Raw genomic sequence first — 20,863 nt, 5'->3', positions numbered from 1 at the left:
GCTTTACCTTTATTAGTTGTAAAAAATACGTAAGGTTACGTATTGACTTTAGTACATAAAATCACGAATTTTAAGACCACCAAGTAATATGTATTTAGAGCGTATTTAATTGGTGATTAAAAGTACATGCGTTTTGTATATCAAAAAATTTGAAAACACGGTATTGTTATACAATATGTATGCATACAAATATTTAATAACCCTTTTTAATACGCGGTTTTTAACGTTATCCATATTAAAATAAATATAAATAAAATGCAGACTTATTTACGTGTTGTACACAATTTGAGAAATGACCGAAACTGAAATAAAAACCGTTGTTGAATTGGAAAAATGGCTAAAGGAAAATTGCTATCCAATGAATAGTTATAGCATTAATGGAAATGCTATTTATGAGGGTTTTGGATTGGAGAATAACGGAGGACTTTTTCAATGGTTCTATACCGAACGTGGAGATAAACAGACTTTGGATTACTTTGCAACTGAAAAAGAAGCTGTTGATTTCGCTCTAGAGAAAATTAAATCGGATGAACACGCTAATCGGAATTATATCGGAATGTATAAATCTGACCAAGAAGTAGAACAAATACTTTCTGTACTAAAAAAACGTGGAATTGAATATTGGACTGACAAAATCCCTTATGGCGGAATAAATGACTGGCGAACTCGAATTTTTGTAATTGGTTGCGGAATTAAAAAAGTACAGGATTTAATAAAAAATGATTAAAAAACTGCGTACAACAATGTATAACCGCAATTACGGCGTAGCTAGCTGGTTAAGATTATGAAACTTCTTACAAATTAATAAAACTAATTACAGCGGAAAAAAACGTAACTTTAAATCCGTAACTGGCGGTTATACGAGACCGTTGTACACAATATCCAAAAAAGACCTAATCTAAACATTAAAATTTTGCAGAAATAAGCTTTTTAAGAAACATTCTGCTGTAAAAGTTTTCAGAAAATTTAGGATTAACTTCCCGCAAGAGTATAAAATTTTCCTAATACATCTGCCTTTCTTAAAAATTTTATACACTTACTACATTTGCCCTTAAATTGATGATTTTTTTGATTACGTATAAAAAACCAGCCACGAAAATCATGGCTGGTCTGCTATTAATCAAAAAATTTGGGGCTGATGGACAAATTACTAACTTATTTACCCTTTTATTTAATTCTTCTCAAATGTGAGCATATCTGTTCCTCCATTACCTCCACTTATATCAATAAGTTCAATTCTAGTAGATGAAGTAGATACAATATCCCAATCATCATTGAGGTCTTCAAAATCATTGCTGTCTGGCACAGGGAAGAAAATATTAAAATCAATATCATCGTCATCATTACTATCATCACTACTGCTATTGCTATCGTCTGTAACAGACCAAGTTCCAGTCATTGTATTTGTACCATTAGTCGCAACCAATGAACCATCAGAATTGAAGCTAAAGTCATACCCATTAAAATCAGAGGTTTCATTTTGACCAGAATCATTAAAGTTCGTGATTCGCCATGTACCAGATTGAGCTGCGCTTTTAATTTCTGCTATTTGTTGACTATTATTGTTTGGGCTTCCGTCATCATCGTCACTAGAACACATGGACGACATTAAAGAAAAACTTAACATTAATAACATTCCAAGATTAAATGCTTTTTTCATAATTATTGTTTTAAAGTTATTTGTTGCTTTTATAGTTTTTGAATAGTTAAGGTATCTGTTCCTCCACCACCTCCGCTAACGTCTTGTATGACTACTTCGGTAGCTGAAACAGAAATTACATCCCAATCATCATCGTTAAATTCTTCAAAAGGCATATTTGTACTAAAATCAAGAGCCATTTGATTACCTGCACTTAAGACTTGCCAAGTACCATTATTTGTATTAGAACCATTTGAAGCTGATACTGAACCATCCATATTAAAATCTAACTCATAACCTGCATAGTCAGAGGTTTGGTCATCTGAATCTTCCGTATAAGAAGCAACTATCCATAAACCATCCGTTAATATTGCTTCTAAATCATCATTTCCATTTCCTCCATCAAATGGGTTTCTCTCAAAAGTTAAGAAGTCTTCTGAACCATCACCACCACTTACATCTTTTAATCTAATAATGTCATTTGTTACTTCAAGAACATCCCAATCATCAGCTAATTCATCAAGTGGAATACCCGTTCCAAAGTTTAAATTTAGTCCAAGTTCGGTATCATCTCCCGATGTTGTTGACCATGAGCCATTTGTTGCGCCGCTCATGTTTGTTGCAATTGCTGAATTATCTGATGCAAAATTGAAAACATAATCTGCAAAGTCTGCCGTTTCATCTGTATCATCAAAGAAATAAGTTACATACCAATCTCCATTTGTTAAGGCATTAACTAGAGCAGTATCATCAATACTTCCTCCTGATGAACAATCACTTTCAAAACGCAATCTGTCATCTCCTAATCTTAAATCGACTTTGACTTCATCATCATCTTCTTGTTCTATTTCATGTAAGTTCCAAGTATCATTAAAATCAGGAAGTCCTGTTACATCAATGGTTACTGAAATATTATTACCAGTTCCTGATGCTTCCCATGTACCATTAAAAGTATTTACTCCTTGAGTAACTAAAATTGTTCCATCACTATTAAACTCAAATTCATATCCTACGTAATTATCTTCTAGGTCATTGTCATTGCGCTCAAGTTTATCAACTGTCCATTCTGAACAATCAGCAAAAACAGTATCAAGGTCATTGGTTGAACAGTTGTCACAATCGTCATCATCAAAATCATTATCGTCATCTTCATCACAACTATCATCTGCAATTTCAATAGCACTTTCTAACTCTTGAATACTATTTATCGTTTGGGTTGTTCCATCTGCAAATATTACAGTAATAGGAAAGTTAATTGTAACTGCTGCAAATTCATCTAAATCATCAATAAAATCATACATATCATTATCGTTGTTGATAATAATAGAATTGATTAAATCATTATTCTCATCAAAAACAGATGCTGTAATAGGGTATTGGAAGTCAATACATTCTATATCATCATCATCTTCGTTTTCGCCAACACAGTTAGCTGTAAGTGCTGCTAACTCTGTATCAGAGTTAACCACAACCGTCGAAAAATCGGTAAGTACTACAGTTATAGGATATGAAATGATAACGGAGTCCACATCATCATCAAACAAATCGATAATATCTTCGATATTCTCATAACCATCATCGTCATTTATTTCAAGTTCAATTCCGTTTACTGTAACGGTAACAGGTAATTGTACGCTTAAACAACTAGCATTATCAATAATGTTATCACTAGAACCATCATTGGTTGCTGTTCTACTCATTAAATTGGCTATAGTTGAATTGGCTTCGATTGTTTCTTCAACTGGTGGGTCAATTGCTAAATCGTCTTCAGTTCTACAAGAAGTCATAGTGATTAAAATCCCTATAACTAATAATAAGATTGGTTTCAATGTTTTCATAATGAAATGGATTTTATTTTAATTTTAAGTTCGTTTGTTAATTGGCTCTTTATTCTTAAAACAACTAATTCAATAAATATCCCAAGAAATTTTTCAAAATTTTCGATTAATTCTTAATTCTAATAATTTTAAATCAAAAATTGTAGACTTTAAATTATTGAATCTGTCATTTGCTTGTCTATATTTATAAAGATTGATAGAGTTGTAATCCTTTTCGAGGATTTGCTCTAATGCCTTTATCTTCATCTTACATTGTAATAATTCCTCTCTTTTCATCATAGAGATTGATTTAATAAATTTTGTTGTTCTATTTACACAAGATGATTGCATTCTATATTATGAATCTTAATACTGATTAAGCAATTAAAGTTTTATATTTAAGACAACTCAAGCTAACATTATCCCAATTAATTCTAGTCAATATTTTTTCTATCTTTCCATTTCAACTAAAAAAAACAATTTTGCCTAAATCATTGCACCAAGATATATGTGATAAAATTCGCTTCTCAAAACTTTATGAGAAGTACGCACAATCGTTGAGCAATATACTTTTTTATAAGTATGGCGAACTTTTAAACCCTTCAGACAAGGTACAAGAAGCATTTATCAAATTATGGGAAAATTGCTCTAAAATAAAACCAGAAACTGCTAAATCTTATTTATATACCACAGCAAATAATATGATGTTGAACGAAGTGAAACATCAAAAAGTGGTATTAAAATATCAACAGGTAAAACCAAAGGACTACACCAATGAAACTCCTGCATTTATCTTGCGTAAGAAGGAATTTTTAAAACGGTTTGAAAATGTGCTGTCTCAATTAAAAGAAGAAGAACGCCTAGCGTTCCTATTGAACAAAGTAGATGGTAAAACACATAAGGAAGTTGCAGAAATTTTAGGCATTACAAAAAAGGTCGCTGAACATAGAATCTACGCAGCTTTAAACAAACTTAAAAATGAGCTTGAAGAACTCAACCGAAAATAATTTTGGGACAATTATAGTTTAAGTTGTTTTATATATATAACAGCAAGTTATGAATAAAGAGTATTTAGTTAAAAAATGGTTAAGTAATGACCTGTCTGACACAGAGACAAAGGCTTTCAATGCGTTGGAAGATGCGGACTTTTACAAAGAAATTATTGAGGAAGCTCAACGGTTCAATGGTAATATAAATGCTAAAGTTGAGTCCTTTAATACATTAGATGAGAAATTAGTTTCCAAAAATAATACTTCTATAAATTGGATAAAGGTTATTTCTAGTTTAGCTGCTATTCTAGTTGTTGGCTTTGCTTTATTTACTTTGATAAATAAAGACCAAATAAGCTCGTTTAAGACCGCTCTAGCTCAAAATGAGACCATAACTCTGCCTGACAATTCAGTCGTTAATCTAAACGAGTTATCAGAACTAAAATATGATAGTTCCAATTGGGACGAGAATAGATCATTACAACTCAAAGGCGAAGCTTTTTTTGATGTAGAAAAAGGAAAACAATTTGATGTTAATACTGACTTTGGAAAAGTGAGTGTGCTGGGTACAGAGTTTAATGTCTTATCAAGAGACAGTATTTTTAAGGTGTCTTGTTATGAGGGCTTGGTGCAAGTAATATACAATGATGAAAAAATTAAATTACCTGCTGGTACAGAGTTTATTTTATCAACAGGAAAAGGTTTAAAATCAAGTATTGCAGTCGCAGAACCTTACTGGCTTAAAAATATGAGTGTTTTTGAAAATGCTTCATTTAAAATTGTCATTGATGAACTTAAAAAGCAATATAATATCAAGGTGCAATATCCATCTGATTTGAATATAAAATTTACAGGTGCTTTTGAACATGACAATCTTGAAAATGCCCTAAAATCTATCACAAACCCCTTTAACTTGACCTATAAAATTCAGAGTACTAACGAGGTCATTATTAAGGATGGGCAGAACTAAATTTTATATATTTCTATTACTGTGCTTTTTTCAAGTATTTAAGTCACTAGGGCAAAATTCAGAACAAAAAGTTCCAATTTCTCAAATACTTGAACAAATTACAAAAATGCATTCTATTACCTTTAATTATGAGAGTAGTCTCTTAAAAGATATTACCGTAATTCCTATATCGAAAGATTTAAGCTTGTCAGCAAAAATCAATAATCTTGAAAGGCAAACCAACCTAGTTTTTGAAAAAGTTAGCGATTTAGTTTACACTATTTCCAAAACTATTAAGTTGTGTGGCTATATTAATAGTTCAGAGTTACCAGAACCTCTCATAGGTGCTACTATCACAAGTAAATTTGCTTATGCAGTAACTAATGAAAGTGGTTATTTTGAAATTGAACTGAAATCTTTAAACGAACTATTGACCATAAGACATATTGGGTTTAAGACGATTGAACGTCAAGTAAAATATTTCACTTTAGAAGATTGCGGAACGATAACAATGCTTGTTCATCACGAGGTTACATCACCAATACTTATTGAAACTTATCTTGTTAGAGGTATAGATAAAAGACAGGATTGGTCAACCTCAATCGACTATAAACGATTTAGTCTTTTACCTGGTCTTATTGAATCTGATGTATTGCAAACCGTTCAAGCTTTACCAAGTATTTTAAGTGTTGATGAAACTGTTTCTAATATTAATATTAGAGGTGGTTCTCACGACCAGAATTTGATGCTTTGGGATGATATAAAAATGTATCAAACAGGGCATTTTTTTGGTCTAATTTCTAGTTTTAATCCGCTTATGACACAAACAGCAAGTGTCATCAACAATGGTTCAGATGTATCACTTACTGATGGTGTTTCTGGGACGATTCATATGCAAACTGACAAACAAATTGATTCAAAATTTAATGGTGTTTTTGGTCTTAACTTTTTAAATGCAGAATTATTTTCAAATATTCCTATAGGTAATAAATCGTCTCTACAAATTGCATCAAGAAAGTCTTTAGATGACTTTGTTAGAACACCAACTTATGACGTTTATTTCGATAGGGTAACTCAAGACACAGAAGTAGAAAATAATAGTTCTAATGTTACAAATTCTAATCAAGAATTTAATTTTTACGATGCTTCATTAAGATGGTTGTATCAACCAACTGATAAAGACTTTATTAGATTAAATTTTATTCTAATTAATAACGATTTAGGTTTCAACGAAACTGCTGATGTCAATGGAGTATCGAGAACCAGAAGAAGTAATATATCTCAAAATAGTCTCGCAATAGGTTTAAATTATAAGAGGCAATGGAACGAAAAACTATCCTCAACTCTTAATATTTATGATAGTGAATATAAACTCGAAGCCCTTAATGCTGATGTATTAAGCAATCAATTGCAATTACAAGAAAATATAGTTTCAGAAACAAGTGTTCGGTTGAATAATTTATATGAACAAAACCAATGGCGTTTCAATCTTGGTTATCAATTCACGGAGACTGAAGTCATTAACTTAAACGATATTGATTTACCACGTTTTGTGAGACGTGATGAAGAAATATTGCGAGAACATGGAGCTTTTGGTCAGGCTTGGTATAAGAATGCAAACAATGGTTTTTCAATTAGAGCTGGAGTAAGATCAAATTACTTAACTCGATTTGAAAAGTTAATTATTGAACCAAGATTAAGCGTAAGAAAATCTATTGGAGAACATATTAAAATTGAAGCCCAAGGAGAATACAAACATCAAAGCACTTCGCAGATAGTCAATTTCCAGAATGACTTTCTAGGAATTGAAAAAAGACGTTGGCAATTAACAGATAATGATAGTATTCCTATTATACAAAGCAAACAGGCTTCACTCGGGTTAACGTATAAAAAAAGTGGCTGGTTACTGGATGTTAAGGGCTATTACAAAACAGTTGATGGTATTACCACACAAAGCCAAAGTTTCAATACAAAATATGAATTTGCAAAAGAAAAAGGAAGTTATGATGCCTACGGTTTTGAGTTTTTGTGTAGAAAAAGGCTAAGTAAATTCAATAGTTGGTTAAGCTATTCGTACATAAACAATACTTATACTTTTGAGGCACTTGAAGATATTAAATTTCCAAGTAATTTTGATATTACACATTCGATTACATTAGGAACAACTTTTAGTCATAAATCATGGAATATTTCAGCAGGATTAAACTACAGAACCGGAAAGCCTACGTCAATCCCTCTGAATGGTAACGAAATTGTAGATGATGACGTAAACTTTGATGAAGGTAATAATGAACGTTTATTGGATTATTTAAGAATTGATGCTTCTGCCATATATAAATTCAAAATAAATAATTCATTAAGGTCAGAAATTGGAGCATCCATCTGGAATATATCAAATAGGGAAAATGCTATTAACAACTATTATAGAGTTAATGAAAGTGATGCAGTTAATGAGTTTTCAAGATTTTCATTAGGTTTGACAACTAATGCTGTAGTTAGACTTCTCTTTTAATAACAATGAATTGAGTTAGAAAAAAAATTAATTTATATTAACATTCCATACACTTTTTCTCCACAAGCTTAAGCCAACACAAAAAGAGTATTCCATTACAATGAAAAAGAGACATTCATCAAGAAAACTTTAGTACTTTTTTGAAGGTTATAAAATGGAATTAAGGTTTAATTATAAAAAAATATTTTTAAGATGAATTTTAATTAAAAACCACAAAATTAGATCTAAAAATACTGTGTACAACACCGTTTATAATTAATTGCTTTGACAAGTGCTTATTTGGAAAATTCCTTCGGAATTTTCTCTGGCACGTTTTTGTTTACTAATTTAGTAGCTGAAACACGCAACTAACCATACACAAAACCGTTAGTGGCAATGCTTCGCACGAGAAAACCGTTCCGAATACTCGGGACTTCCTTTTGCTCTATTGCCACTAACGGCCAGACAGTACGACTGTCATTCGCCGGCAATAGGCTATGGTAGTTGAGCTTAATAATCATTAAAAACAAACAGTGTTAGGCACTGCCACTAACATAGGGTAAAGCGAATAACGTCTAAAGGCTTATATTGCTTATATTTATAAATAAATAGCGCAACTCGCCTTACCCGTATGGCCGTTGGCTGTAATTTGAGAAAAATCATAAAATCACAGTAAAAAAAATGAAACAATCGATTTTAGCTTTACTTATTTTGACCTCATTATGCGGATTTTCCCAAAATTCTGAATATGAAGTTTCTTCGTATCAGACAGAGGGAAGAAAAGCACCTAATACTCATTACATTGGAGAAGCTTGGTTAAATGCTATTATTCACGACGACCCTGAATTGGGTTATAATATCACAAAAGCGACTTTTAAAGCCAACTCGACATTGGATTGGCATAAACATAGTTCTGCACAAGTTTTAATAATTGTGGATGGAGAAGCATATTATCAAGAAAGAGGAAAAGAACCTATAATTCTAAAAACAGGAGACGTTATTAAATGTGAAAAGAATACCGAACACTGGCATTCATCAACCAAAGTTAGTGATGTAACGTATTTAGCTTTATATAGTGGTGGACAACCAACAACTTGGACTGAAGTAGTGACGCAGGAATATTATGGCCATGTTGCCGAAAAGTTGAAAAGCAACTGATTATTGACGAATACAACTAATTGGAATTAAAATGCCAACGAACAACAATGTATAACCGCAATTACGGCGGATTCGACAACGTCCGAATCCATTCGGAATTGCGAGCGTCAGTGCTTAACCGAAAAACAGTAACTTTAAACCCGTAACTCGCGGTTATACTAATCCGTTAGAGTTAATTGAAAGAACAGAGAGTTACTTTATCCATCCAGATAAGGACTATGAAAAAAGTAGGTGAGGTCAACGAAGTGTGCTTTATTGAAGGCTTGGTTTATTTTAAGGATCAATGGTTTTTATATTATGGTACAGCAGATTCTAAAATTTCTGTTGTGGTCTACCAATAACTTATTTCAATACAATGTTTCCTAAATCAAAACCACTACTTTTGCACGATGGTTTTGAGTAACTATACCAAAGAGTTTAGATATAATCTAAGACTGGCGTCTCCTGTTATTTTGGGTATGCTGGGCCACACCTTTGTTAGTTTTATAGACAACGTTATGGTAGGCCAATTGGGTGCGGCAGAACTTGCCGCTGTTTCCTTGGGTAATAGCTTTATTTTTATTGCCATGTCCTTGGGTATTGGATTTTCTACGGCTATTACACCATTGGTAGCGGAGGCAGACTCGGAGAAAAACTTTGGTAAAGGCAAATCTGTATTTAAGCATGGGTTTTTTCTGTGTACCGTATTAGGCATTATTCTGTTTCTATTACTCTTACTGGCTAAACCTTTAATGACAGTTATGGACCAACCAGAGGAAGTAGTTGACCTTGCTATTCCGTATTTGGATTTGGTGGCCTTTTCCTTAGTGCCTTTAATCGTATTTCAGGCTTTTAAGCAGTTTAGTGATGGCTTATCATTGACCAAATACCCAATGTATGCCACCTTATTGGCCAATGTCCTTAATGTAGCGATAAACTACGTGCTCATCTTTGGTAAGTTTGGGTTTCCGCAACTTGGTATCGTTGGTGCTGCGGTTGGTACTTTGGTATCGCGATTTGTTATGCTTTTCTTTTTATGGTGGCTCTTGGCCAAACGAGATAAGTCTAGCAATTATGTGACCAATATTAAGTTCTTTAAACTCAGCAGTCAGCCACTAAAAAAATTGATTAATCTCGGCTTACCTTCAGCCATGCAAATGTTCTTCGAAGTCGCCATTTTTACGGTAGCCATTTGGCTTTCTGGAATTTTGGGTAAAAATGTACAAGCGGCAAATCAAATAGCGCTCAATTTGGCCTCTATGACCTTTATGGTGGCTATGGGACTAAGTGTGGCTTCAATGATACGCGTAGGCAACCAAAAAGGGCTTAAGGATTTTGTAAACTTAAGGCGTATTGCAGAGTCTATCTTTTTTGTTGGGACCATTTTTGCTATGGTCTTTGCCTTGTTCTTTGTAGTATTTCATCAATACCTGCCACATCTCTATGTGAATCTAGATGATGTTACTGAACTGAGCGATATTAATGAAGTGATTGAAATTGCATCAACTTTGTTATTAGCTGCAGCCGTGTTTCAGATAAGTGATAGTTTACAGGTAATCGTATTAGGTGCGTTGAGAGGCTTACAAGATGTGAAGATTCCAACATTAATCACCTTTGTTGCTTATTGGCTCATTGGTTTTCCTATTAGTTATTTCTTAGGTAAGGAAGATGCTTATGGAAGCCTTGGGATATGGATAGGTCTTTTAGCTGGATTGACTTCTGCTGCAATTTTATTGTATATTAGGTTCCATTATATCACAAAGCGTTTAATTTTGCATCAAGACAATACTTAAGCATGGATTTACCAAAGTTTATTTTAGGCGACAATACAGATCATCCTGATGCGATATATATTATCCATACAGAGTTTCCGAGATTCATCATTAACTTAGAAAATGATGAGGTAGAATGGTTTGAGGAGTTTGATCAACACGATCAAAAAGAACTAGAAACCGAAACGGAGAATTACATAAAACTAGCCACAGAATTTTACGATAGGGAAGTACAACGTTACGAAGACTAATGATAGACCAGCTATTAGAACTCGATAGAGAGCTTTTTTTATACCTCAATAGCCTTGGTACTGAGACTTGGGATGACCTTTGGTTAATCATCACTAACAAACTCACATTTATTCCACTGTATGCACTTTTGTTATATTTTATTTATAAAAAATATGGTTTAAAACCCTTATTGCTTATGGTATTGGTGATTTCTGTGATGATCACATTTACAGACCAGATTACCAATGTATTTAAAGATGGTTTTATGCGAGCTAGACCATGCAGAGCAGATGGCGTTTCAGACCTGGCACGTTTTGTAGCAGAACGTTGTGGTAAATATGGTTTCTTTTCTGGTCATTCTTCTAACTCCATGGCAGCCGCAGTTTTCGGAGGGCTCATTTTACGTCCTTACTTTAAGAATCTTATTTTTATTCTGTTATTCTGGAGTTTTATTGTGGCTTACAGTAGAATTTATGTTGGTGTACACTATCCGTTAGATATTATCTGTGGTATGACCTTTGGTGCACTTTCAGGCTTTATGTTTTATAAGCTTGCCAAATACCTCATTAAGCGCTATCTGAACTAGACTTGTCTATCTGGTAGTTGATATACTTGCGTTTCATCCAAAGAAAGGCAAAACAGTCTGCTAATGGGCCAAGTAATCGTTTTCCAAATCCATATTTAGAAGTACCTGCTTGTCTCGGAAAATGTCTCACAGGTACTTGTTTTACGCAACCATTTTGTAGTAGTGTCATAGCGGGTAAAAATCGGTGTAAACCTCTAAACATAGGAATGCCTTTGGCAGTTTCGGTCTTAAATACCTTTAAAGGACAACCTGTATCTTCCATACCATCATTAGTGAATAATCGTCTGACACGATTCGCCATCTTAGAGGATAAGTTTTTTAACAACGTGTCTTTTCTATTGTGGCGTACACCAGAAACGAGTTCGTATTGATCAATATGCTCTAGTAATAGATTAAAATCTTCAGGTGAGGTTTGTAGGTCTGCATCCATATAGCCCACCAAAGGACATGTTACATAATCAAATCCTGCTTTTAGGGCAGTACTTAAACCTTGATTATTTTCAAAAGAAATAAATTCAAAAGCATCATTAACAATGCATATACCTTCAATCTTTGATAAACTGTTATCTGTAGAACCATCGTTTACCAATAGTACTGAAGTTTTAAGAGGTGCGATGTTGATATAATCGTTAAGTTCTTTTTCAAGACGTGCTAAGTTGTCTTCCTCATTAAATATAGGAACTATGATGGTGAACTCAGATTTCATGAGACTATTTTATAAGCTAAGCAAATATTCTGCCGCCACAAAAGGTGTTGTTTTACCAGCTTCAACTAGTGCAAGTTGGTTTTCCAGTTCTGCCTTGATCTTTTCAGAATTATAGAAGTTAGATTTTAAGCGTTCTTCAATAGTCTGAAGCAACCAAAATTTATTCTGGTTATGTCTATTATGTTCAAAGTAGTTATTGGCTTTGGTGGTATTGAGATACTCGGTAATCAATTCCCAAACTTCTGCAATTCCCGTTTGCTTTAAGGCACTACATAGGGTTACTTTTGGTGACCAACCTGAGTCCTTTTCGGGATAGAGGTGAAGTGCTCTATTAAATTCTACCTTGGCAGACTTAGCAGCTTTGAGATTATCACCATCAGCTTTATTGATAACAATGGCATCAGCCATTTCTATAATTCCGCGTTTAATACCTTGCAATTCATCTCCAGCACCAGCCAATTTCAACAACAAGAAGAAATCCACCATACTATGCACTGCAGTTTCACTCTGGCCAACACCCACGGTTTCTATCATAATGGTATCAAATCCGGCCGCTTCACAAAGAATGATGGTTTCTCGTGTTTTTCTAGCCACACCACCAAGGGAATTACCAGAAGGTGAAGGACGTATAAATACATTCTGGTTTTTAACCAAATCTTCCATTCGGGTTTTGTCACCTAAAATACTGCCCTTGCTAAGTGTACTGCTAGGATCAACTGCAAGGACCGCAATCTTTTTACCCAAGTCCGTCAAATGACTGCCAAAGGCTTCAATAAAGGTGCTTTTACCTACACCAGGAACACCAGTAATACCAATTCTAACAGATTTATTGGCATAAGGCAGACAGGCTGTAATTACTTCATTTGCCTTTTTATTATGGTTTGAATTAGTACTTTCAACTAAAGTAATAGCTCGGCTTAAGGCTGAGATATCGCCATTGGTAAGGCCGTTAACCAAGTCTGTAACCGATGGTTGTTTTTGGCGTTTGACCTTAATGGCTTTTGCAGAAACGTTACTGAGAACTTTAGGAGGTTCTACACCTTCTTGTTCCTGTAACGCAGATTTGTATTTAGGGTCTTCTTTTGACACAATAGCTTAAAGTTACAACTTTATTGTTAATAGGCTTCAATAGGAATTTCTATCAATGTTGTATCCCAAGCGAAGGTGAGTTTTAGTTTTCCGGTAGTATTATCAAAAGCAATTGTAAATTTCTCAACGGTTTCGTCCAATTCTTTTACAGCTGCTTCTAGCTCAATGGCGTCGTAGTTTGGGTCCCACATTGGTTCCATTTTTTCATTAACGCCCCATTCGTACTGCCTAGTATTAAACATGATTTTCCAATTGTTTTCCATTGGTACGGTCCATACTGTATATTTTCCTTTGGCTAAGCGCATTCCATTAATCCTTAAATCCATATTGGTTTGAAAGGTCGTAGCTTCATTGGCACCAGTACGCCAGACTTTATTAAAAGGAACAAGAGCACCAAAGATTTTACGCTCGCGCCTAGAAGGTCTATTATATTCTACTTTAAGATTTAAATCGTTCAACTCAATTTTTGCCGAATCCTTAGGACTCAATCTTGGTGAGAAAATATTTTCAACAAATGCAGAATAACATAGTAGACCTACTGCAACAAATGCCAAAATAATAAGTAGGCGCTTGAGAAAACTGTTCATTGATAGCATTTTTTTTGAATGTTAAAGATAAATCAAATACATAAATTTATAAGACTCAAACGCTTAATTTTAAGCAAATCTTATAATTTCTAATTTTTTTATGGCCCTTTATGATTTTCATACTTTTTTAAAATCACTGCAGCCACATACTTTACTTCCATCGTACGTTGAAAAGGAGGATTACGTGTCATTAAATCTATCTCTTGACAATGAGGATCTAAAAAGCGTTGATGTCGGTTCTGTTGATGAATTAAAGGATTATGTTTGGCATGTTATTAAGACAAATAATGGAAAAGTAGCTTATGGTGGCTATTTAGAAAAGCGTGGCATATATAAACGAAGTGATTATTTTAATCAGGCGGATCCAGAAACAGTGCGCAATATTCACTTAGGATTAGACCTTTGGATTGAAGCAGGTACGACGATTTACGCACCTGTGGAAGGAACAGTCCATAGTTTTAAAAACAACACAAATTTTGGTGATTATGGACCATGTTTAATCTTGCATCATCATGTGTCTGGTTTTGAGTTTTACACACTTTATGGTCATTTAAGTTTAGAATCTCTACAAGATAAAAGAACAGGTGATAGGGTCGAAAAAGGGCAACAGATTGCAACTTTAGGGACAGCTGACGTTAATGGTACATATCCACCTCATTTGCATTTTCAGATAATTAAGGACATTAAAAATTATGAAGGCGACTATCCTGGTGTATGCAACAAAATAGATTTGGAATTTTATAAGATGAATTGTCCTGATCCGTCCATTTTAATACAGCCTTTTAAAAAATGATTTAAAATCATCTATTGCAGACACTTTTAAATAGCACTAATAATAGACTAACCTTTTTCATTGCTCTATACTTCAGTTGTTATTTTTTTCATTCCAAGTTGTCTACCTACTAAAAAGCCAATAATCACAAGTACTCCGTCAGAAAGAGTGAACCATAGTTCTTTAGGCAGCATTACAATATTAAAAAAAGTAGCGGCAAGCATTAGACTTCCTACAATGTAGGTTGGTACCATAGATTTTTTGGATATCATTGCGGCAACCAACATACCGATTACGATTCCTGCAAAATGGGCGATGACAACAAATATTTTTGAACCAACAGGTATTAGTTCCATGTTGTTTTTAATCCACTCCATATCCATTGGGTTTGCACCTTCTGGAAATGGAAATAGATTTTGGCCGATTAAGGATTCGAAGATATAAACTGTGACAGAGACGACAATAAAGCCAATAATTGTGGCTAATACATTTTTCATGAGTATTAGTTTAGTTAGTGCTATTAAGGTAATAAAAAAATGATAATAAGTAGATAATTTGGTATTGACCATTTAATATAAAGGCCTGAAATTGTGACTTTTATGGAAAGGATATAAATAATCATCCTGGATTAATGTAACATAAAGTAAATCCTTAAATGTAGATTGCTAAAAAGAAACATTAGTCCTATTAACAACATATTGAAGGCCAGTGTTCTTTACCAAAAAATTCTGATGTCACTCATCAGAATTTTTTAGTTTTCATATTGTTAATTGGTATTAGTATTTGATAATTAGTCATTTACCAATACCCATTCACCTTTATCAATTAGAGGTATTGCTTGCTTATATTTAAGCACTTTACTTTCACCACTCATCACGTGTTTAATGGTAACTCTATCATTACGACCAATCTTTGGTTGTTCTCTCACAATGGTTTCAACAACTTGTTGTTGGCGAGATGCGCCTGCTCCGGCCGCCCTACTTTGTGCAGCGCGTTCATCCATATTTGGAATTTCGTCTTTCTGTGTTTCAAGCTTTTCTTGCTTTCTTCGTTTAGCCTCTTGTATGGTATTTGCAGTTTCTTGTGGAATTTCACCTTTAAACAAGAATGAAATTACATCTTTATTAACCTGATCTATCATGCTTTTAAAAAGCTCAAATGATTCAAATTTATAAATCAATAGTGGGTCTTTTTGCTCATGAACCGCCAACTGTACGGACTGTTTTAATTCGTCCATTTTACGTAAATGTGTTTTCCACGAATCATCTACAATAGCTAAAGTGATATTCTTCTCAAAGTCATTTATTAATTGCTTTCCTTTAGATTCGTACGCCTTCTCTAAATCAGTAACAACCTGTAAATTTTTCACACCATCCGTAAATGGTACTACGATGCGCTTAAACCTATCTCTTTGAGTATTGTAAACATTCTCGATTACTGGATATGCTAAATCTGCTGCACGCTGCATTTTTTCTCGATAATGCTTAAATGCCTCTTTGTAGATTATACCTGCAATATCTGAAGCACCCATTTTAGCAAAGTCAGCTTCAGAAATTGGTGAAGACATCGAGAAGTAACGAATTAGTTCAAACTCAAAGTTTTTATAATCGTTTGCATCCTTGTTGTTAATAGCAATACCTTCTGAAGTATCAAAAATCATATTAGCTAAATCAACACGAAGACGCTCTCCATGTAAAGCATTACGACGACGTTTATAGACAACCTCACGTTGCGCATTCATTACGTCATCATATTCAAGAAGTCGCTTTCTAACTCCAAAGTTGTTCTCTTCAACTTTTTTCTGAGCACGTTCTATAGATTTTGAAATCATGGAATGCTGAATTACTTCCCCTTCCTTTAATCCCATTCTGTCCATCATTTTTGCAATACGATCACTACCAAATAATCGCATCAAATTATCTTCTAAGGATACATAAAACTGAGAACTACCTGGATCTCCTTGACGTCCAGAACGACCTCTAAGCTGTCTATCTACACGACGAGAATCATGTCGCTCTGTACCGACAATGGCCAAACCACCTGCTTCTTTAACTTTATCACTCAATTTAATATCGGTACCACGTCCAGCCATATTGGTTGCAATTGTAACTTGTCCTGGTTTACCAGCTTCTGCCACAATATCGGCTTCCTTCTTATGAAGTTTCGCATTAAGTACATTGTGAGGTACTTTTCTTATACTCAGCATTTTTCCTAATAGCTCCGAAATTTCAACATTAGTAGTACCAATTAATACTGGTCTGCCTGCTTCAGAAAGGGCGGTTACTTCCTCAATTACAGCATTATATTTTTCGCGCTTGGTTTTATATACTAAATCATCCTTATCATCTCTTGCAATTGGTCTGTTGGTTGGAATTTCCACAACATCAAGCTTGTATATTTCCCAGAATTCACCTGCTTCCGTTACTGCAGTACCAGTCATACCGGATAGTTTACGGTACATTCTAAAGTAATTTTGAAGGGTTACTGTTGCAAAAGTCTGTGTTGCGGCTTCAATCTTTACATTCTCTTTGGCTTCAATGGCTTGATGTAATCCATCAGAATAACGACGACCGTCCATTATACGTCCCGTTTGCTCATCAACGATCATAACTTTATTGTCCATTACAACATACTGGATGTCTTTCTCAAAAAGTGCGTATGCTTTTAATAGCTGATTTAATGTATGGATACGTTCTGACTTGATACCGAAATCTCTAAATAGATCTTCTTTAAGATTTGCTTCTTCTTCAGACGATAGGCCTTGATTTTCAATTTTAGCAATTTCAGTTCCCATTTCTGGCATTACAAAGAAATTAGGATCATCCTCGCCAGAAAGAAAATCTACACCTTTATCCGTAAGCTCTACTTGATTGTTTTTCTCATCAATTACATAATAGAGTTCTGCATCTACCTTAGGCATTTCTCTGTTGTTGTCTTGCATGTAGAAATTTTCGGTTTTTTGAAGTAATTGCTTAATTCCTTCCTCACTTAAGAATTTAATTAAAGCTTTATTCTTTGGTATACCCCTATAAACTCTTAACAATTGAAAACCACCTTCTTTGGTATCACCTTCGGTAATTAATTTTTTAGCTTCTGCTAATACGCCAACTAAATGCTTGCGTTGAACTTCTTCAATTTGTTGCACCTTTGGTTTTAACTGATCAAATTCATGTTCATCGCCTTTAGGTACTGGACCAGAAATAATCAATGGTGTTCTTGCATCGTCAATTAATACAGAATCTACCTCATCTACAATTGCAAAGTGATGCGGTCTTTGTACCAAATCTTCTGGTGAGTGCGCCATATTATCACGCAGGTAATCAAAACCAAACTCATTGTTGGTACCATATGTAATATCAGCATTGTATGCTTTACGTCTTGCATCTGAATTTGGTTTATGATAGTCTATACAATCTACTGATAAACCATGAAACTCAAATATTGGCGCCATCCAAGCACTATCACGTTTTGCTAAGTAGTCGTTAACTGTTACTAGGTGAACACCTTTACCTGCAAGGGCATTTAAATAAACGGGTAATGTAGCAACAAGTGTTTTACCTTCACCTGTTTGCATTTCTGCAATTTTTCCTTGATGCATTGCAATACCACCAATTAACTGAACATCATAATGAACCATGTCCCATGTAATTGGCTTTCCCGCGGCATCCCATGTATTGGCCCACATAGCTTTATTACCATCAAGAGTTACATAATCTTTTTCTCCAGACACTTCTCTGTCAAATGCATTCGCAGTGACTGGAATTTCAGTATTGCTCACAAAACGTTTTGCTGTTTCCTTTACTACTGCAAAAGCTTCAGGTAATATAGCGTTTAATACATCTTCTGTTACTTCGTAAATGTCATCTTCTATCTTGTCTGCTGCCAGATATAAATCCTCACGTTCATCGATATCCTCTGTTTCTTCTGCTTTAGATAACAATTCATCTTTCTTTTCTTGGAGTGGTTTTCTGGCTTCAGCAATTTTATTTTTAAACTCTGTAGTTTTAGTTCTTAACTCATCATGAGATAAAGCCTCTAAGGCAGATTCAAATGTTTTTACCTTCTCTACAATTGGTGTAATAACACTAACGTCTTGTTTGGATTTATCTCCTACAAAAACCTTTAATACTTTGTCTAGTATACCCATGTCTATTTATGTTGTAAAAGATTGATTGGTGTCAATCTTTATTTTTTTATATCAATAAATTTATAGTCTCAAAGACTCTTATGCGATTCTTATTTAAGAGAAACCGAAAATAAAAAAAGTCTCTCAGTTATATTAACGTAAGAGACTTTTTTATCAAAATATTATATGTTAATATTCATCCTCATTCCAGAGGTAATCTTCATCAGTTGGATAGTCTGGCCAAATTTCTTCAATTGAATCGTATGAATCACCTTCATCTTCGATCGCTTGTAAATTCTCAACAACCTCTAAAGGTGCACCTGTTCGGATGGCATAATCTATAAGTTCGTCTTTAGTTGCTGGCCAAGGCGCATCACTTAAATATGATGCTAATTCTAATGTCCAATACATTTGCGTCCGTGTTTAATTTTTTTTTGCAAAAATAATTTTTTAGCTGAATAATTCAAGAAAAAATTAAATTAATTAATCATTAATAGAAAGAACATGTAATTTTCAATCGTTTTCAACTTATATAGTTGAATTATACAATTCTAATGACTGAATTCAATTTTTACTTAAGATTCTTTTTTGGGAATCCACTTTATTTCTTCAGCCTGTAAATCATATGACAACTTCCGTGCCAACACAAAAAGGTAGTCAGAAAGCCGATTAATGTACATTAAGGTTTCAGGTTGAAAAGGTTCTAATTCATTAAGATGAGAGGCTAAGCGTTCTGCTCGACGACATACTGTACGCGCTATGTGACAGAATGACACGGTTTGATGACCACCAGGTAAAACAAAATGAGTCATCGGTGGTAGACTGGCTTCCATTGTGTCCATCTCTTTTTCTAAAGCTTCAATATCTTCATTTGATATTTTTGGAATATTTAAGCGAGCCCTACCATTTTTCAGTGTAGCTTTTTCGGGATCAGTAGCTAATATTGCGCCTACAGTAAATAATAGATCTTGAATTTTCATCAAAACATGCTTGTAGTGTTGATTAATATCTTGATCACGTACCAGACCAATGTGCGAATTTAACTCGTCAATTGTACCGTAACTTTCTATTCTTAAGTGATGCTTCGGTACACGTGTACCCCCAAAGAGTGAGGTAGTACCTTTATCCCCCGTTTTTGTATATACTTTCATAAATGTAAAGATAAGGCTAATACTCAAATTCTTAAAAAAGGCCGAGATAGCAAAGTCTATAAATTCAGATTGCTGTTTGTGATTTAGTTATTATAAGTATCTGTGTCAATCATTCCATCATTTAAGCGAATGATTCTTTTTGCATGTGCCGCTACATCTTCTTCATGGGTAACCATAATAACAGTATTACCATTAGCATGAATTTCATCAAATAATTCCATAATTTCTAATGAAGTCTTAGAATCCAAATTTCCTGTAGGTTCATCTGCCAGAATAATTGAAGGCTTATTTACCAGTGCTCTACCAACAGCCACACGTTGTCTTTGACCACCAGACAACTGATTTGGTTTATGGTCCATACGATCTGCAAGTCCAACATCGGTCAATACTTCTGAAGCTCTTTCGGAACGTACTTTTTTAGATGCACCTGCATAAATCATAGGCAAAGCCACATTTTCTAGGGCAGTGGTTCTTGGTAGGAGATTAAATGTCTGAAAAACAAATCCAATTTCAGTATTTCGTATTTCGGCCAATTCATCTTCTGACATTTGGCTAACATCTTTTCCGTTAAGAACGTAGGTCCCTGATGTAGGAGTGTCTAAACAACCTAATAAATTCATTAAAGTAGATTTACCAGAACCTGATGGGCCCATAATGGCGACATATTCACCTTTCTTAATGTCTAAATCTATACCTTTTAAAACATGAACGGTTTGCTGTCCTAATTTAAAATCTCTAATGATGTTTCTAATCTCAATGACGTTGTCACTCATAATTACTATTCTTGGTTGCCATTCATCCTGCAAGATACAGGATTTTAC

General features: G+C 34.2%; 21 protein-coding genes. 10 read left to right on the top strand and 11 right to left on the bottom strand.

Features of this window, described 5'->3' with window-relative positions:
- The first annotated feature begins 292 nt into the window (after positions 1-292).
- Positions 293-727 (top strand): hypothetical protein, encoded by a 435-nt coding sequence (locus tag DUZ96_RS07305; RefSeq protein WP_114301279.1) that lies wholly within the window; start codon positions 293-295, stop codon positions 725-727.
- Between the two features lie 444 nt (positions 728-1,171).
- Here DUZ96_RS07305 and DUZ96_RS07300 read toward each other — a convergent pair whose 3' ends face one another.
- The 3 genes from DUZ96_RS07300 to DUZ96_RS07290 all read right to left on the bottom strand — a co-directional run bounded on the left by DUZ96_RS07300 (position 1,172) and on the right by DUZ96_RS07290 (position 3,756).
- The gene (locus DUZ96_RS07300; protein ID WP_258774338.1) at positions 1,172-1,660 is read right to left on the bottom strand and encodes a hypothetical protein; all 489 of its coding nucleotides are present in this window, start codon (positions 1,658-1,660) and stop codon (positions 1,172-1,174) included.
- A 29-nt stretch (positions 1,661-1,689) separates the two neighbouring features.
- Positions 1,690-3,477, bottom strand: coding sequence for a hypothetical protein (locus DUZ96_RS12920; RefSeq protein ID WP_181855246.1), 1,788 nt, complete (start codon positions 3,475-3,477; stop codon positions 1,690-1,692).
- A gap of 93 nt (positions 3,478-3,570) precedes the next feature.
- Complete coding sequence (locus DUZ96_RS07290; RefSeq protein WP_147267063.1) at positions 3,571-3,756, bottom strand: hypothetical protein; 186 nt, start codon at positions 3,754-3,756, stop codon at positions 3,571-3,573.
- A gap of 182 nt (positions 3,757-3,938) precedes the next feature.
- On the opposite strand from DUZ96_RS07290, the gene DUZ96_RS07285 reads away from it, so the two are divergent.
- From DUZ96_RS07285 to DUZ96_RS07250, 8 genes are all read left to right on the top strand, one after another.
- Positions 3,939-4,463, top strand: coding sequence for an RNA polymerase sigma factor (locus DUZ96_RS07285; protein WP_114301277.1), 525 nt, complete (start codon positions 3,939-3,941; stop codon positions 4,461-4,463).
- A 49-nt stretch (positions 4,464-4,512) separates the two neighbouring features.
- Positions 4,513-5,415: a FecR family protein gene (locus DUZ96_RS07280; protein ID WP_114301276.1), complete on the top strand. Its 903-nt coding sequence runs from the start codon at positions 4,513-4,515 to the stop codon at positions 5,413-5,415.
- Positions 5,416-5,521: 106 nt separating this feature from the next.
- Complete coding sequence (locus tag DUZ96_RS07275) at positions 5,522-7,906, top strand: TonB-dependent receptor (protein ID WP_181855245.1); 2,385 nt, start codon at positions 5,522-5,524, stop codon at positions 7,904-7,906.
- 660 nt (positions 7,907-8,566) lie between these two features.
- A complete protein-coding gene (locus tag DUZ96_RS07270) occupies positions 8,567-9,043 on the top strand; it encodes a cupin domain-containing protein (RefSeq protein ID WP_114301274.1) in 477 nt (158 codons plus the stop codon).
- A 218-nt stretch (positions 9,044-9,261) separates the two neighbouring features.
- Positions 9,262-9,384, top strand: coding sequence for a hypothetical protein (locus DUZ96_RS07265; RefSeq protein WP_258774337.1), 123 nt, complete (start codon positions 9,262-9,264; stop codon positions 9,382-9,384).
- Between the two features lie 48 nt (positions 9,385-9,432).
- Entirely contained in the window at positions 9,433-10,815 is a 1,383-nt protein-coding gene (locus DUZ96_RS07260) for an MATE family efflux transporter (RefSeq protein ID WP_114301273.1), read from the top strand.
- Between the two features lie 2 nt (positions 10,816-10,817).
- Entirely contained in the window at positions 10,818-11,045 is a 228-nt protein-coding gene (locus DUZ96_RS07255) for a hypothetical protein (RefSeq protein WP_114301272.1), read from the top strand.
- Positions 11,045-11,611, top strand: coding sequence for a phosphatase PAP2 family protein (locus DUZ96_RS07250; protein WP_114301271.1), 567 nt, complete (start codon positions 11,045-11,047; stop codon positions 11,609-11,611). Before DUZ96_RS07255 ends, DUZ96_RS07250 begins: the two co-directional genes overlap by 1 nt.
- Here the strand turns inward: DUZ96_RS07250 and DUZ96_RS07245 are convergent.
- Genes DUZ96_RS07245 through DUZ96_RS07235 form a run of 3 tightly spaced genes read right to left on the bottom strand, consistent with a single transcriptional unit; the run spans position 11,592 to position 13,993 of the window.
- A complete protein-coding gene (locus DUZ96_RS07245; protein ID WP_114301270.1) occupies positions 11,592-12,317 on the bottom strand; it encodes a glycosyltransferase family 2 protein in 726 nt (241 codons plus the stop codon). The genes DUZ96_RS07250 and DUZ96_RS07245 overlap by 20 nt on opposite strands.
- A gap of 9 nt (positions 12,318-12,326) precedes the next feature.
- Positions 12,327-13,406, bottom strand: a complete 1,080-nt coding sequence (gene meaB / locus DUZ96_RS07240; RefSeq protein ID WP_114301269.1) for a methylmalonyl Co-A mutase-associated GTPase MeaB — start codon at positions 13,404-13,406, stop codon at positions 12,327-12,329.
- A gap of 26 nt (positions 13,407-13,432) precedes the next feature.
- On the bottom strand, positions 13,433-13,993 hold the full coding sequence (locus tag DUZ96_RS07235) for a DUF2911 domain-containing protein (protein WP_114301268.1): 561 nt from the start codon (positions 13,991-13,993) through the stop codon (positions 13,433-13,435).
- A gap of 100 nt (positions 13,994-14,093) precedes the next feature.
- Between DUZ96_RS07235 and DUZ96_RS07230 the strand changes: the two genes are divergently transcribed.
- A complete protein-coding gene (locus tag DUZ96_RS07230) occupies positions 14,094-14,786 on the top strand; it encodes a peptidoglycan DD-metalloendopeptidase family protein (RefSeq protein ID WP_114301267.1) in 693 nt (230 codons plus the stop codon).
- A gap of 65 nt (positions 14,787-14,851) precedes the next feature.
- Here the strand turns inward: DUZ96_RS07230 and DUZ96_RS07225 are convergent, their stop codons facing one another.
- The 5 genes from DUZ96_RS07225 to DUZ96_RS07205 all read right to left on the bottom strand — a co-directional run bounded on the left by DUZ96_RS07225 (position 14,852) and on the right by DUZ96_RS07205 (position 20,815).
- Positions 14,852-15,334: a hypothetical protein gene (locus DUZ96_RS07225; protein WP_258774336.1), complete on the bottom strand. Its 483-nt coding sequence runs from the start codon at positions 15,332-15,334 to the stop codon at positions 14,852-14,854.
- A 221-nt stretch (positions 15,335-15,555) separates the two neighbouring features.
- The gene (gene secA, locus DUZ96_RS07220; protein WP_114301266.1) at positions 15,556-18,912 is read right to left on the bottom strand and encodes a preprotein translocase subunit SecA; all 3,357 of its coding nucleotides are present in this window, start codon (positions 18,910-18,912) and stop codon (positions 15,556-15,558) included.
- A 168-nt stretch (positions 18,913-19,080) separates the two neighbouring features.
- Positions 19,081-19,302 carry a DUF2795 domain-containing protein gene (locus tag DUZ96_RS07215; protein ID WP_008272287.1) on the bottom strand — a complete coding sequence of 74 codons (222 nt, stop codon included), beginning with the start codon at positions 19,300-19,302 and terminating at the stop codon, positions 19,081-19,083.
- A 164-nt stretch (positions 19,303-19,466) separates the two neighbouring features.
- On the bottom strand, positions 19,467-20,042 hold the full coding sequence (locus DUZ96_RS07210; protein WP_114301265.1) for a cob(I)yrinic acid a,c-diamide adenosyltransferase: 576 nt from the start codon (positions 20,040-20,042) through the stop codon (positions 19,467-19,469).
- A gap of 83 nt (positions 20,043-20,125) precedes the next feature.
- Positions 20,126-20,815, bottom strand: coding sequence for an ABC transporter ATP-binding protein (locus tag DUZ96_RS07205; RefSeq protein ID WP_114301347.1), 690 nt, complete (start codon positions 20,813-20,815; stop codon positions 20,126-20,128).
- Between the last annotated feature and the right edge of the window lie 48 nt (positions 20,816-20,863).

The sequence above is a fragment of the Winogradskyella sp. KYW1333 genome (assembly GCF_003335675.1).
Classification (GTDB): Bacteria; Bacteroidota; Bacteroidia; order Flavobacteriales; family Flavobacteriaceae; genus Winogradskyella.
The sequence above is the reverse complement of the archived record's forward strand: the minus strand, read 5'-3'. Positions and strand labels throughout refer to the sequence as shown.